General features: G+C 61.7%; 14 protein-coding genes. 3 read left to right on the forward strand and 11 right to left on the reverse strand.

Going from position 1 to position 14,622, the window contains the following annotated elements:
- Positions 1-53: 53 nt before the first annotated feature.
- The 5 genes from moaE to FS767_RS08860 all read right to left on the reverse strand — a co-directional run bounded on the left by moaE (position 54) and on the right by FS767_RS08860 (position 4,142).
- The gene (moaE, locus tag FS767_RS08840) at positions 54-503 is read right to left on the reverse strand and encodes a molybdopterin synthase catalytic subunit MoaE (protein ID WP_144964886.1); all 450 of its coding nucleotides are present in this window, start codon (positions 501-503) and stop codon (positions 54-56) included.
- A 2-nt stretch (positions 504-505) separates the two neighbouring features.
- Positions 506-751, reverse strand: coding sequence for a MoaD/ThiS family protein (locus tag FS767_RS08845; protein ID WP_144964887.1), 246 nt, complete (start codon positions 749-751; stop codon positions 506-508).
- Positions 751-1,221 (reverse strand): cyclic pyranopterin monophosphate synthase MoaC, encoded by a 471-nt coding sequence (moaC, locus tag FS767_RS08850; RefSeq protein ID WP_023534451.1) that lies wholly within the window; start codon positions 1,219-1,221, stop codon positions 751-753. Before moaC ends, FS767_RS08845 begins: the two co-directional genes overlap by 1 nt.
- A gap of 119 nt (positions 1,222-1,340) precedes the next feature.
- Positions 1,341-2,735: a PhoH family protein gene (locus FS767_RS08855; protein WP_023534350.1), complete on the reverse strand. Its 1,395-nt coding sequence runs from the start codon at positions 2,733-2,735 to the stop codon at positions 1,341-1,343.
- A gap of 264 nt (positions 2,736-2,999) precedes the next feature.
- A complete protein-coding gene (locus tag FS767_RS08860) occupies positions 3,000-4,142 on the reverse strand; it encodes a polysaccharide deacetylase family protein (protein WP_144964888.1) in 1,143 nt (380 codons plus the stop codon).
- Between the two features lie 136 nt (positions 4,143-4,278).
- Between FS767_RS08860 and yaaA the strand changes: the two genes are divergently transcribed.
- Entirely contained in the window at positions 4,279-5,058 is a 780-nt protein-coding gene (yaaA, locus tag FS767_RS08865) for a peroxide stress protein YaaA (protein ID WP_144964889.1), read from the forward strand.
- A 21-nt stretch (positions 5,059-5,079) separates the two neighbouring features.
- Here yaaA and FS767_RS08870 read toward each other — a convergent pair whose 3' ends face one another.
- From FS767_RS08870 to FS767_RS08895, 6 genes are all read right to left on the reverse strand, one after another.
- Positions 5,080-6,294, reverse strand: coding sequence for an efflux RND transporter periplasmic adaptor subunit (locus FS767_RS08870; protein ID WP_178102725.1), 1,215 nt, complete (start codon positions 6,292-6,294; stop codon positions 5,080-5,082).
- Positions 6,287-7,711 (reverse strand): TolC family protein, encoded by a 1,425-nt coding sequence (locus FS767_RS08875; RefSeq protein WP_144964891.1) that lies wholly within the window; start codon positions 7,709-7,711, stop codon positions 6,287-6,289. Before FS767_RS08875 ends, FS767_RS08870 begins: the two co-directional genes overlap by 8 nt.
- Positions 7,701-8,870 (reverse strand): ABC transporter permease, encoded by a 1,170-nt coding sequence (locus FS767_RS08880; RefSeq protein WP_144964892.1) that lies wholly within the window; start codon positions 8,868-8,870, stop codon positions 7,701-7,703. The genes FS767_RS08875 and FS767_RS08880 overlap by 11 nt, the downstream gene beginning before the upstream one ends.
- Positions 8,863-9,528: an ABC transporter ATP-binding protein gene (locus FS767_RS08885; RefSeq protein WP_144964893.1), complete on the reverse strand. Its 666-nt coding sequence runs from the start codon at positions 9,526-9,528 to the stop codon at positions 8,863-8,865. The genes FS767_RS08880 and FS767_RS08885 overlap by 8 nt, the downstream gene beginning before the upstream one ends.
- Positions 9,525-9,905, reverse strand: a complete 381-nt coding sequence (locus tag FS767_RS08890) for a hypothetical protein (RefSeq protein ID WP_144964894.1) — start codon at positions 9,903-9,905, stop codon at positions 9,525-9,527. Before FS767_RS08890 ends, FS767_RS08885 begins: the two co-directional genes overlap by 4 nt.
- A 491-nt stretch (positions 9,906-10,396) precedes the next feature.
- Positions 10,397-10,834 carry a hypothetical protein gene (locus tag FS767_RS08895; RefSeq protein WP_144964895.1) on the reverse strand — a complete coding sequence of 146 codons (438 nt, stop codon included), beginning with the start codon at positions 10,832-10,834 and terminating at the stop codon, positions 10,397-10,399.
- A gap of 896 nt (positions 10,835-11,730) precedes the next feature.
- Between FS767_RS08895 and FS767_RS08900 the strand changes: the two genes are divergently transcribed.
- The gene (locus FS767_RS08900) at positions 11,731-13,047 is read left to right on the forward strand and encodes a nucleotide sugar dehydrogenase (RefSeq protein ID WP_023534285.1); all 1,317 of its coding nucleotides are present in this window, start codon (positions 11,731-11,733) and stop codon (positions 13,045-13,047) included.
- 68 nt (positions 13,048-13,115) lie between these two features.
- A complete protein-coding gene (gene alg8 / locus FS767_RS08905) occupies positions 13,116-14,597 on the forward strand; it encodes a mannuronan synthase (protein ID WP_167338546.1) in 1,482 nt (493 codons plus the stop codon).
- Positions 14,598-14,622: the final 25 nt, after the last annotated feature.

A 14,622-nucleotide genomic window follows, 5' to 3' on the forward strand; every position in this document is an offset into this window, starting at 1 on the left:
GGCATCACAGATTCCCGGGCGTTCGTGCAGCGCCCAAGGTCAATCGCGCCCCCCTATGCCCATCGCCCCGCCGCGTCCTGATCGCTCTGACGTCCTTCCACCCATCGTTCCCCTTGCCCGGTCGTTTCCTTCTTCCAGAACGGTGCCCGGGTCTTCAGGTAATCCATGATGAAGTTGCAAGCCTCGAACGAGGCCTGCCGATGGGCACTGGCCACGCCGACGAACACGATCGGCTCGCCGGGCGCCAAATGCCCCACGCGGTGCAGCACCTCGACCTTCAACAACGGCCAGCGCTGCTGTGCCTCGGCCACGATCTTGGCCAGGGCCTTCTCGGTCATGCCGGGATAATGCTCGAGCACCATGCCCGCCACCTCCTGGCCGTCGTTGAAGTCCCGCACGTAGCCGATGAAACTGACCACTGCCCCGACACCCACGTTGGCCGCATGCAAGGCGTTGGTCTCAACGCCTGGATCGAAAGCGCCTTCCTGTACCCGAACGGCCATGCTCAACCTCCGGTCACAGGCGGAAAGAAGGCCACTTCGTCGCCGTCTTGCACAGGCTCATCCAGCCTGCACAATTCCTCGTTGCGCGCGCACATCAGGTTTTGCTCGGCCAGCACCTGGTAAGGCTCGCCTCTACCCACCAACGCCAGGCGCACATCGTCCACTACCCTGAACGTCCCTTCGAGCGACTCGCTACCTCGCCCGAGCCGCTCCCGGTAGCGAGCGAAATACATCACCTTGATCTTCATCAGCCTTGCACCTTGTACGGGCCGCTTTTGCCGCCCAGCTTCTCCAGCAGGCGCACTTGCTCGATGACCATGCCCTTGTCCACGGCCTTGCACATGTCATAGAGGGTCAACGCGGCTACGCTGGCCGCCGTCAGCGCTTCCATCTCCACACCGGTCTGCCCGGCCAGCTTGCACCGGGCGACGATACGCACTGCATCACTGCCCTCGGCGCTGAGCTCGACCTTGACACTGGTCAGCATCAGCGGATGACACAACGGAATCAGGTCGCTGGTCTTCTTCGCCGCCTGGATGCCGGCGATGCGCGCCACGGCGAAGACATCACCCTTGGGGTGCTCACCGTCGACGATCATCTGCAGGGTGTGCGGCAACATGCGCACGCGCGCTTCGGCCGTGGCCTCGCGCTCGGTCACGGCTTTTTCAGTGACGTCGACCATGTTGGCCCGCCCTTGGGAATCAAGATGTGTCAGCACTGCTCTGCTCCTGTGAAGGGAGCTGAGAGTGTAAACCGGTGGGTCAGGTTTGAGCAGGGGCCAGGCCGACGCATTGCGGCCAGAAGCCGCCGGGCGGATGAACCGCCCGGCGCGCGGGGCTACATGTGGGACTCGGCGAACTCGGCCAGCACCGACCGAGGCACCCCTTGCAGGGTGATGTGCACGCCATGGGGGAAGTCCTTGAAGCGTTCGGTCAGGTAGGTCAGGCCCGAACTGGTCGCGGACAGGTACGGTGTATCGATCTGCGCCAGGTTACCCAGGCACACCACCTTCGATCCCGCGCCAGCACGGGTGATGATGGTTTTCATCTGGTGCGGCGTGAGGTTCTGGCACTCATCGATGAGGATCAGGCTCTGCTGGAAGCTGCGACCACGGATGTAGTTGAGCGACTTGAACTGCAGCGGCACACGTTCGAGGATGTACTCGACACTGCCGTGGGTGCTTTCATCGTCCATGTGCAAGGCTTCGAGGTTGTCGGTGATGGCGCCCAGCCAGGGCTCCATCTTCTCGGCCTCTGTTCCCGGCAGAAAACCGATTTCCTGGTCGAGCCCCTGCACGCTTCGGGTGGCGATGATGCGCCGGTAGCGCTTGCTGACCATGGTCTGCTCGATGGCCGCCGCCAGTGCCAGGATGGTCTTGCCCGACCCCGCCGCCCCGGTCAGGTTGACCAGGTGGATATCCGGATCGAGCAGCGCCAACAGCGCCAGGCTCTGGTGAATGTCACGCGGTTTCAGGCCCCAGGCTTCCTGATGCAGCAACGGCTCCTGGTGCAGGTCGAGCAGCAGCAGTTCGCCCTCGCGCGTGCCCTTGATCCAGCCGACGAACCCTTGCTCATCGATGATGAACTCGTTCACGTGCACCGCTGGCAGCGGCTCGGCCAGTTGCACCCGGTGCCAGGTACGGCCACGTTCCTGACGCGTGTCGACCTTGCTGACCCGGTCCCAGAACGAGCCGGTGACCGAATGATAGCCCTTGGACAACAGCGACACGTCGTCGACCAGCTGGTCGGTGCTGTAGTCCTCGGCGGCGATGCCGCAGGCGCGCGCCTTCAGGCGCATGTTGATGTCCTTGGTGACCAGCACCACGTCCAGGTCGGTGCGCCGTGCCCTGACTTCGAGCAGCTGATTGATGATGATGTTGTCGTTGAGGGTTTCGGGCAACAGCTTGTTCGGCTCGTTGCGCGGAGTCATCAGGATGGACAGATACCCTTTTGGCCCACTCTTGCCACGCTGGATGGGTACCCCCTGCTCCACCACACTGGGCGAGGCATCACCCAGCGTCTGGTCGATCAGGCGGATGGCCTGGCGGCATTCGGCAGCGATACTTTGCTTACCGGCCTTGAGCTTGTCGAGTTCCTCCAGCACCGTCATGGGAATGGCGACGTGGTGCTCCTCGAAGTTGAGTAATGCGTTGGGGTCGTGAATCAGGACGTTGGTATCGAGCACATAGAGGATTGGCTTGCTGGAGGAAGGGGTGCGTCCTTGGTCATCCATACTCGGTCACCTTATGTCGAAGCGGCACGGCGTGGTCTGTTACGCCGCGGAGTGACTGCCGTTCTTCCCGTATCCGCGTTGTTACGGGCGGGAAGCGATCTGGCCAGGTGGACCGATGTGACGCCACCTGTGCTGCAGGAATCGGCTGTCTGGTTTCTTCATACCGCAAAAGCCATGACCGGAAAAAGCATTTTCATGCGATTGCCAACTTTATTTTTCCGATTGACGAACAGGCCTTGGCGCCAGCGCCAAGCAGGTCTACAGTCAGAAGTCAGGTTGCTGCTCGCCCTGTCCATATTCGCGACAATCCTGCCAACCAATGCCGCTTTGCGCGGTGTGCTCAAGCAGCCATTGCACCGCAGGCCTGGCCTTGGGCAAGGCGTCGTGAAACTGGATCACGCCTTTGCGCCATAGCAGCATCAAGGTCAACACACGCTCGGCTGACGCCTGCGCACTCAGGCCCGAGTCGTCCTGCGCATCGATATCCCACAGCGAGACCTGCAACTGCTGACGCTGCATGAACGCCTGGCCATCGGCCCGCCGCTGGCCATACGGTGGGCGAAACAGCGGCACATACTGCTCGGGCAGGTCTGCCCGTACCCGTGCCTGGCTGCGGCTGATCGAGGCCTGCCAGTCCGTCCACTGCGCATGGGACCGGTATTCCCACCCCTGAATGCCTACGCACTGGCCAGCATACAAGCGCCGCAGGGCCGCCAGCGACTCGCCGTCGCGACGTTGCTGCAAACGGCTGCCGAGCACGAAGAACGTCCCGTCGAGTTTCTGCTTGCGCAAGTAGGCAGTCAGCTCGTCTGTGGTGCCTGCCGCCGCACCCGGCCCACCGGCAAAGGTGAGCAGAAACAGCCGGTCATTGAGTTCATCGCCGTTGCGCTCGGCGGCAGACAGCCGCTGTACTTCGCTGCTGGTCTGGGGCAACAACGCCGCCTTGCGCAGTTGCTCGTTCAGGTACTGCTCATGAAATTGCCGGCTGGGCTCGATCCAGCCGGTGTAGAACTCACCCACATCGGTGGCGAAGGTCGCAGCTTGCAAGCGCAGTTCGGCCATCGACGTCACCGCATAGCAAAAGGACGCATCTTGCTCGCAACTGCGTTGCGCCTGTTGATAACCCTGCCAAAGACGCTGCCACAGCCGCGCCCGCACCTGCCTGATCTTCTGCAAGTTGACCTGCCGCAGGCCCAGCCGGGCTGCCAGGGCGTTCTCGTCGAGCAGCTCGTTCTTGTGCAGTACCCGGGCGAACGAGAGGATTTCGGCCCGCGACGCCACATCGAACAGCGCAGGGCTGTCCAGTTGCTCGGGCCACAGGCCACGGTCCAGGCTGGCCGGCGTGAAAGGGGCGGCTTGCACGGCCAGGCTCAACAGGCCAGTCAGCAGGGCTGAAACGACGCGCACGGTCAGGGCTCCGTTCAAGGAAAACAGGCACTATAGCCGCTGCATCGGCCATGGGCGTTGACTATTGTCGCCATAGTTTGGACTTGCCTCGTCCAACCCTTAGAATCCCTGCACAACGATGCCAGGAGCCGATCCGATGCTGACGGTGATTTCCCCCGCCAAGACCCTCGACTACGACACCCCACCGGTGACCGAGCGCTTCACCCTGCCCCGCCACCTCGACCATTCCCAGGAACTGATCGAGCAGCTGCGAGAAATGAGCCCGGCGCAGATCAGCGAACTGATGCACCTGTCCGACAAGCTCGCGGGCCTGAACGCCGCGCGTTTCGGCAGCTGGACACCCACGTTCACGCCAGAGAACGCCAAGCAGGCCCTGCTGGCCTTCAAAGGTGACGTCTACACCGGCCTGGACGCCCAGACCTTGGGTGAAGACGACCTCAGCTACGCCCAGGATCACCTGCGCATGCTCTCCGGCCTCTACGGCCTGCTGCGCCCTCTGGACCTGATGCAGCCCTACCGCCTGGAAATGGGCACCAAGCTGGCCAACGCCCGTGGCAAGGACCTTTACGCGTTCTGGGGCACGCGTATCAGCGAGTGGCTCAACGAGGCCCTGGCCGAACAGGGCGATGATCTGCTGCTGAACCTGGCCAGCAACGAATATTTCAGCGCGGTCAAGCGCAGCGCCCTGAAGGCCCGGGTGATCAATGTGGACTTCAAGGACCTGAAAAACGGCCAGCACAAGATCATCAGCTTCTACGCCAAGAAGGCGCGCGGCATGATGAGCCGCTTCGTCATCGAAGAGCGCATCAGTGACCCAGCGCAGCTCAAGCAGTTCGACGTGCAGGGGTATTACTACAGCGCCGAGCAGTCGAAGGTCGATCACCTGGTGTTCTTGCGCGATCAGCCCGAAGCATAGGGCGCCGAGCGCGGCGGGGCATCAGGGTAACCTGACGTACCCTGCCCCCAGCCCTGACACCTCGACCCCCTGCGGCCCTATGCCGTCCACGCTGACGGTCACCTCGCTCGGCGCTTGGCCAGGGTCCTCACGAAACCACACAACGTGCTCACCTGCGCTGCTGCGCTGCAGCGCCTCTGGCGGGATGACCAACGCCTGGGCCTTGCTCGAGATACGTATGTCCACCTGCGCGCTCATGCCCAGGCGCAAGCTAGAGCGGGCTGGCTCGGCGGGCAGCTCGAGTTCGGCCACCACTTCATACCAGGCCCCTGCGCCATCCAGCGTCCTGGGTTGCTGAGCGATGGGACCTAGTTTGCCTTCCAGGTGCTGCCCGGCCACGGTGACTCGCACATGCTGCCCTTGCTGTACGTTGGGCAAGTCCTGCTCCTCGACTGTTGCCAGCACCTGCAATCGGTCCAGGCCGATGAGCTCGAGCACTGGCACGCCGCGCGCGACGTGCTGGCCAAGCTGCAAGGGCACGACCTGATTGACGCCTGCGGTCTTGGCAGGGACGACAACGCCGCTCAAAGGCGCATTGATGGTGCGTTGCCCATGCAGCGCGAGCAGCGCATGGTACTGAGCTTCAGCGTTCAGCAGCTCCATACGGGCAATCTGAAGCGCGTCGCCTTGACCTTGTGCAAGGGTCTGCCCCAACGCCTGCTCGGCCTCAAGCACCGCCTGCGCATGCAAGTCGACCAGCTGGATCAGGCTACGAACTTCCATACCCGCGACGATACCGCGCTCGAAAAGGCGCCGGTTTTCCTCCAGGTCCAGCTGAGTTGTGGACAGCGCATTGCGGGCGCTGCTCAGGTTCCGTTTCGCCCTGGCCACCTCGGGACCGGTGGTCCAGTGCTCCAGTGCGTCCGCGTAGCGGCGGGCTTTCAACCAGGCCGCCTGAGCCATGCGCAATTCGATGTCGAGCTGTTCGGTATCGAGGGTGAACAGTGGATCACCCGCGCCTACCTGCTGCCCTGGCTGTGCCAAAACCGCTGCCACCCGTCCCTCGAAGGGCGCATTCACCGTCACCTGACGCGCAGCCTGGAGGCGACCGACCAAGCCCAGTCGTTGCTCGAGCGTTTGCGGCTCGATGCGCACCCATCGCGCCGTCTCAGGCTGCTCCGAACGGGCCCCCTGATACCACGCGCCGAATCCGACGCTCAGCGCTAGCAGCAGCAGACCGTTGCGCCAGTTAATCATGGAGTACAACCCCCCAGCGCTCGAGGGTCGTGCCCAGCAGTTGGTCAAGGCTTGTCTGACCATTGAGATAGGCGATAGCCGCATCCAGACGCGCATGCTGAGCGTAGCGAAGGTCACTTTCGAAGCTCAGGACCTCGAAGTTGCTTGAGCGGCCAAGCGACAGTTTCTCCTGCTCGATCGCAAGCTTGCGCCGGGATAACGCCAGCGCCCGGCCGGCGATCTGCAACTGCCGCCATCGCCCCTGAATATCCTTCACGGCGTTGAAGATTTCGCGTTGCAGCTGTTGGTCGGTTTCGGCCTGCCCCAGGGCATGTTCTTGCAGCGCAACCTGCGTGCGCACCTGAGCTTGTCGTACCTGAAGGTCACCGATGGGGATCGCCAGCTCCAGCCCGACGTAACGCCGCCAGCTGGCCTGCAGGCCGGGCCTTTCGTGGGCCTGCGCGGCGCCGGCAACCAGCGACAGGTCCCAGCGCTGCTGGTCCTTGGCCAACAGCAGGTCCACGGCAAGCTGCTCGCCTGTGAGCTGCTGCATGAGGTAGGCCGGTTGCAGAGCCTTGGCCCGGGCGAGCGCACGGGTAGCGTCAAGGTGTACCTGGCGTGGCTCGATCTCATCCACGGCCAGCAGTGGCGTGCTCAAGTCAATGGCCAAGGTCTGAGCCAGTGCCAGGCGACTTTCTTCCAGTTGCCGGTGACTGTTCTCCCGGGCCAACTCCTGGGTGGCCACTTCCGCTTGCGTCTGAACAATGTCGAACGCTGCCATGCGGCCGGTTTCGATGAGCGCCCGGTTCACGTCGACCAAACGCCGGGCACGCTGCAAGGCCTGGTCGGCGATCTTTTGCTGCTCCTGGGCACGGAGCAAGGCTCGATAAAGCAGGATGACCTGACTGATGGTCTGCCCCACGGTTTCGCGCAAGGCCAATCGGTTGAGCTGCTCCGACAGTTGCGCCTGACGCAAGGGGGCGGTGGCGACGTCCACGCCAGCGCCGCGCAGCAAGGGCTGGACCACGGTCAGGTTCGCCCCGTCCCGTTGGCGGGGCCGTTGGCCCTCAATCTCGATGTGGTCATAAGACCAGTCAAGGTCCAGGCGTGTACCGTAGGGGGTCAGCAGGCTGGCGGCAGGCACGAGCTGCACATCGCGCTGGCGGTCGTTCTGATCGCGGTGTCGCAGGTAGCGCGCCTTGAGCAGCAACTGCGGGGCGTATCGGTCGCGCGCCACGCGCAGGTCGAACCTGTCCGCCACACGCTTGAGGTGGGCGCTTCGAATGGCACGGTTTTCACGCAATGCCAAGGCCACGGCTTCATCGAGTTGAAGCGGCACTGAATCGGTCCGGGCCAGGGCCAACGCGCTGACCGCATCTGCCCGGACTGCGATGGGAATGGACAACACCCAGGCCAGCGCCAGCCAACTAGTCTTCACGCAGCGCCTCCACCGGCTGCAACCTTGCTGCCGCAACCGCTGGGTATACCCCGCAGGCAACCCCTACGGTCACTGAGCTGACCATGCCAAGCGGCACCGCGGCCAGGGCCAGCCCAGCAGGCCACCCGGACAGGAGGGCAAAAACCCAGGCGGCCAGTACGCCGATCAAGGCCCCGCCAGCCGCCCCCATGCCTGAAAGCAACACGGCTTCGAGCAGAAATGACCAGCCGATATCCTGTGCCCGCGCGCCCAATGCAAGGCGAATACCGATTTCTCGGCGTCGTTCGGCCACCGTCATGAGCATGATGTTCATCACCCCGATGCCGCCCAGCAACAAGGCGATGCCGGCAAACCCGGCCAACAGCCACGTGAGCATTTGCGATTGAGCGGTCATGCCTGCCAACAGTTGACTGGGCAACCTGACGAGCACCTGGTGGCGCGGCAACTGCATCTGCAGGTAAGCGGACAGGTGATCGGCTGCCAACGCCAGGGACTGCGCGTCGCGCCCCAGTGCCAGCACCAGGCTCACCTCCGGCGTCGGCGTCAATCGGCGCATGCCTGCCAATGGCATCCACACGGCCTGGTCGAGCATGACCGGCAACAGCGGGTTGTCACCGGTCGAGACCAACAGGCCAACGACGTCATACACGTAACCGCCTATCTGCAACCGATCGCCCGTCTTGGCGTCCAGCTGCCTGGCCAGGATGCTGCCCAGCACCACGTGGGGTGCCTTGTCGTCATGCGCTGACAGCAAGCGACCTTCGTCCACGTCCAGCTTCAACAACCTGGCAAGGCCAGCGCCGCTGCCGACTATCATCGCCTCCTGCTGCAGGCCAGCACGGCGAATGCTGGCCGCAGCCAGGCTGATCGCGACGGCCGCCCGTACGGACGCCGGCATGGCGGTCAGATCAGGTTCGGCTTTCGGGCCTGCCGTGCCCTCGCGCTGCAGTTCAGCGACCATCAGCTCACTGCCAAGGCCCTCATACAACTGCTGCGCATGCTGCGCTGCGCTTTGCCCCATGTTCAGCAACGCCACCACCGACGCGCAGCCGACGCCGATACCCAGCAAGGCCAGCCAGGCACGACGCCCCATTAGCCGCACGTTGTCCAGTGCCTCGCTCAGACGTTGCTGCCAGCCAGGGCCGTAGGGCTCATGCATCGGTCAGCCTGCCTTGATCGACGCGCACACGCCGCTGCAGTCTGTGCGCCACTTTGGCGTCATGGGTGACCACCAGCAAGGTCGTGCCCCTCTCCCGGTTGAGCGTCAGCAGCAGTTGCAGGACCTGCTCACCGGTCTGGGCGTCAAGGCTCCCGGTGGGCTCATCGGCCACCAGCAGGTTCGGCTCGGTGACCAACGCACGCGCGATCGCCACACGTTGGCGCTGACCACCGGACATCTCGGCGGGCCGCTTGCCAGCCTGACTGGCAAGGCCTACGGCACGCAATTGCACCTCGGCGAGCTGGCGGGCAACGGGCAAGCGCAGCCCTCGGTACGACAGCGGCAACGCCACGTTGTCCAGGGCGCATAACCGCGGCAGCAGGTTGAAGCTCTGGAAGACGAAGCCGATCAGGCGGTTACGCATCACGGCGCGCTGGTCGGCGCTGGCCCCTGTCATGTCGGTACCACCGATCCATACCTGGCCTGCGCAAGGGCGGTCCAGCAGCCCAACGAGGTTCAGCAACGTGCTCTTGCCCGAACCGGACGGGCCGATGACAGCGCACGTCTGCCCGCTGGGGATCAACAGGTCGATGCCATGAAGCACCGGCACGTCCCCCTGAAAACGGCTGACATTGCACAGCTGTACGGCGGGCATCATGCGGGCTTGCCTGGTTCGTCAGGGCCTCCGAGCGGCGGGTGATCTTTTTTTGCCTGTTCTCCAAGCTTGCGGGCGGTTTTCAGGAGGGTGTCGATCAGAGAATCGGGATCATCGCTGCGAGGGGGGTCGGTTTTGCCTATCATCAGGGTCATGTTGACTTCGTAATTGCCGAAACCTGCTTCCAAAATGGGCGGCAGCGACTTGTAAGTTGCAATAATTTCCCTGATCGCCTCATCTTGATACCCAGTCTGCTGATATTCAGCGTTTACTTTATCCACTATCGCCCGGGACCATACTTCATAGCGCTTGCCTAACTCTCTGCTTGCGGCGAGGCGCTCGTTGTGGGTGAAATCGCCGCCTTCGTCGTAACCAATCAAAGCGAGCTGTTCAATTGTCAGTTTCTGGAAAGGATTACTCCCCTTTCCGTTCAGAAAATCCGTGGCTTGCCTTGCCCTTGCCAATAACTCGGGATCATCCGTGTCTGGGACATGTGCGTCGTGAAGGGGCTTGGTAAGCCTATATGCACTTCAGCCTAGCTCCATCTGTATCTTGGATGCCAAAGCAGCCAGCTCTTGCCGACTAAGCTGACTGTCGCGCGCAGCCGCCCGCTGAGCGGCACTTGCAAGTTGTTTGGACAACGTAGAGAGATCAAGGGAGGCTTGGCGAGTTGCACCTGAGGTTGCCGCGGCCTCTTGATTCGGGACTGCTGAATGGGTATGGACGCGCGTAGAAGCGAGCGCACGGATTGGAGCAACAGAAAACTCACCAACTTTTGACATGACCAATCACTCACTATTTTGAAGTTCCACGGACAGCCTAAATGCCCGCAGTGCTTGTGACGCCAAGCACTGCAGGCATTTTTAGCCGCTTACTTCATGGTGAATTCAGCCTTCCAGGCATAATTCGCGCTGAATCCAGAGTTCACAGCCGTGCACGTGGCCCCACCGGAAGGGGTCGCGGTCTTGTTCCATTTAGGCTGTTTGATGCCACCGGACATCATCATCACGAACGTAGTGCTGAAGGCACAGGTTTTACGCCCTGCCGCATACCTCAACATGGCGCCGTTGGTATCGGGGCTCACCAATCGTTGCACGCTAAACGTAATCGACGAGCCGGGCTGTACCTCCTGAAGTGGTGTGGGTCTGGCAATCTGATACGTACTGGTCTCGTTCGCATTGGTCAGCTGGAGCTTCACCGGCTCGGTTCCGAGATTTCTGAACGTCACTTCAACGGGCGGCCCCGCAAGGGCGGGGGCCGCTGCCAGCATGACTGCGGTGGCAGAAAGGATTCGCATGCCGTTCTTCATCGTTTCAAGCCTCGTCTCTTCCATGTGGTTAGGGATCAGACGCCTGCGTGGGCCGGCCACGCATTGACTGCGACGATCCTTCGTTCACAGCCGCCAATCACGACGTCTGGCCACGTTGGCGGCCCGGCGCTGAAAAACCTTAGGAACTGAAGGGCCTTCAAACGTTACGGGATGTGCCGAGAAATCGTGGAGCCCAGGCGCGAAGGACCGTTTATTGACGTCAAAAAATAAACATCGGACCAAGAAATTTCAGATTGCCATCATCACCTGGGGCATTTTTTTCGTTTTTTTTCGCTCCCGGCGCCCATGCTGGCATATAAATATCCCGAAACATTTTCGCCCTTTGTATACCGAGGCCAAGCCGCCAGGTGCCATCAATTTGAAATTGTATGACCATCGCGAAATACTGAAAAAACCTTCATACGAATGAATCTCAAGCCGGAACTTCTCTCAACCTTACTGCTCATAGGTGCCGTAACGATTTTGCTGTTCGCAGGTTGTAAGAGATGGCCTAAAGATAAATTTCCATATTGAAAAGTTGCCAGCATCTCGACATCAAACCCTGGCAATCGAATATCGCATCCAGCGTGCCAGCCGTAATGGCCTCGCCTAGCGTGAGTGATTAAACTCAGTGGTTTGTTATTTAAAAAACAAACCCAACACCGGACAGCTGTACGTAAACATGAACATACGTACCGACCGCGCCCCTATACGTTCGACGGGTGGCTCAATGAACTTGCTCAATTCAGCACGTTAAACGCAACCGTTTAATTTCAATGTAACTGCCCGGGGGCGATGCCGATATTCGCCACGCCCCCGTGCACCCTGAATTTGTTGTTTATCAACCCCACTCGGCACGTACAAGTGCCAGCGTGATAACACACGAGGTGATAGCGATGCGTATCAGCATCTTTGGTTTGGGTTATGTAGGTGCCGTCTGTGCAGGTTGCCTGACTGCACGTGGCCATGACGTGATTGGCGTCGATGTCTCGGCCACCAAGATCGACTTGATCAACCAGGGTAAGTCGCCCATCGTCGAACCCGGCCTTGAGGCGCTGTTGCAGCAGGGGATTGCCAATGGCCGCCTGCGGGGAACCACCGACTTTGCCGAGGCCATCCGGGCCAGCGATGTGTCGATGATCTGTGTGGGCACCCCCAGCAAGAAGAATGGCGACCTGGGCCTTGAGTACATCGAATCGGTGTGCCGGGAGATCGGTTTCGTGCTGCGTGAAAAAGCCAGCCGCCACACCATCGTGGTGCGCAGTACCGTGTTGCCAGGCACGGTGAAGAACGTGGTGATCCCGCTGCTCGAGGACTGCTCCGGCAAACGGGCTGGGATCGACTTCGGCGTCGCGGTCAACCCTGAGTTCCTGCGTGAGAGCACGGCCATCAAGGACTACGACCATCCGCCGATGACCGTCATCGGTGAGCTCGACAGCGCCAGTGGCGACGTGCTCCAGGCGCTCTACGAAGAACTCGATGCGCCGGTCATCCGTAAGTCGGTCGAAGTGGCCGAAATGATCAAGTACACCTGCAACGTGTGGCATGCCACCAAGGTGACCTTCGCCAACGAGATCGGCAACATCGCCAAGGCCGTGGGCGTCGATGGCCGCGAAGTGATGGAGGTGGTCTGCCAGGACAAGGCACTGAACCTCTCCCAGTACTACCTGCGCCCAGGCTTCGCCTTCGGCGGTTCGTGCCTGCCCAAGGATGTCCGTGCACTGACTTACCGCGCCGCCAGCCTCGATGTGAAAGCGCCCCTGCTCGATTCGCTGATGCGCAGCAACGAGTCCCAGGTGCAGAACGCCTTCGACCTGATCGACAGCCACGACAAGCGCAAGGTGGCCCTGCTGGGCCTGAGCTTCAAGGCCGGCACCGATGACCTGCGTGAAAGCCCACTGGTGGAGCTGGCCGAGCGCCTGATCGGCAAGGGCTACCAGTTGGACATCTATGACGAAAACGTGCAGTACGCCCGGGTACACGGGGCGAACAAGGAGTACATCGAATCGAAGATCCCGCACGTGTCTTCGCTGCTCAATGCCGATTTCCAGAAGGTGATCGACAACGCCGACATCATCGTGCTCGGCAACCGTGACGAGCAGTTCCGCGCCCTGGCCCAGCACGCCCCGGCCGGCAAGCAAGTGATCGACCTGGTGGGCTTCATGGCCAAGCCCACCAGCCCCGATGGCCGTACCGAAGGCATCTGCTGGTAACACCTGGCCAGGCGACGCGGTGCCCCATCCCGCGTCGCCCTCCCCTGAATTCTTCACGGATGCTGAACATGCAAAGGCTTAAGACAGCGCTGCTGCAGTGCGCCGGTTGGTTGTTCTACATGAGCCTGCTCATGCTGATCGCCCTGGCCCTGCCAGCCGACATCTTCGACCCGCAGTCCAGGCACTTCATCTTCCTGGTCGGCGCAGTTGGCATCTGGCGTTACTCCATGGGCGCCACCCACTTCATCCGTGGCATGGTCTTTCTGTACGGCGTCTACCCGTACCTGCGCCGCAAGGTGCAGAAGATGGGCCGGGCGGCCGACCCGTCCCATGTCTACCTGATGGTCACCAGCTTTCGCATCGAAGCGCTGACCACCGCCCAGGTGTACAGCTCGGTGATTCGCGAAGCGATCGACTGCGGCTTCCCCACCACCGTGGTCTGTTCGCTGGTGGAGATGTCGGACGAGCTACTGGTCAAGAGCCTGTGGGCCAAGTACAACCCGCCCCCCCATGTCACCCTGGACATCGTGCGCATTGCAGGTACCGGCAAACGTGATGGCCTTGCCTACGGCTTTCGCGCCATTTCCCGCATGCTGCCCGATGACGATGCCGTGGTGGCGGTGATCGACGGCGATACCGTGCTGGACGAGGGTGTGGTGCGCAAGACCGTGCCGTGGTTCAAGCTGTTTCCCAACGTCGGCGGCCTGACCACCAACGAGTTCTGCGAGGTGCGCGGCGGCTACATCATGAGCGAGTGGCACAAGCTGCGCTTCGCCCAGCGCCACATCAACATGTGTTCCATGGCCCTGTCCAAGCGCGTGCTGACCATGACGGGTCGCATGTCGATGTTCCGCGCCAGCGTGGTGACCAACCCCGAGTTCATCGCCGACGTGGAAAGCGACGCGTTGATGCACTGGCGCCTGGGCCGCTTCAAGTTCCTGACCGGTGACGACAAGTCCAGCTGGTTCAGCCTGATGCGCCTGGGCTACGACACGTTCTACGTACCTGATGCGTCCATCAACACGGTCGAGCACCCGCCTGAAAAGAGCTTCTTCAAGGCCAGCCGCAAGCTGATGTACCGCTGGTACGGCAACAACCTGCGGCAGAATTCGCGTGCCCTCGGGCTTGGCCTGCGCCGCCTGGGGCTGTTCACCAGCATCGTGCTGTTCGATCAGCGGGTCTCGATGTGGACCAGCCTGCTGGGCCTGACAGTGGCCCTCATCGCCAGCCTGAAATTCGGCATGGCCTACCTATTGGTGTACCTGCTATGGATCGGTTTCACCCGCCTGGTACTCACCTTCATGCTGCTGTGCTCGGGCCACAGCGTGGGCCCGGCCTACCCGCTGATTCTCTATTACAACCAGATCGTCGGCGCGCTGATGAAGATCTACGTGTTCTTCCGCCTCGACAAACAGTCGTGGACGCGCCAGCCCACCACTCTCAAGCGTGACCTCGCCAGCTTTCAACAATGGTTCAACACCTGGTCCTCGCGGGCCATGACCTTTTCGGCTGCCAGCCTGTTCGTCGCTGCGCTGTTCATGGTCGTGTGACCCCACCCCGGATCGGAACTAACAG

The sequence above is a fragment of the Pseudomonas sp. DE0010 genome (genome assembly GCF_007680745.1).
GTDB lineage: Bacteria > Pseudomonadota > Gammaproteobacteria > Pseudomonadales > Pseudomonadaceae > Aquipseudomonas > Aquipseudomonas parafulva_B.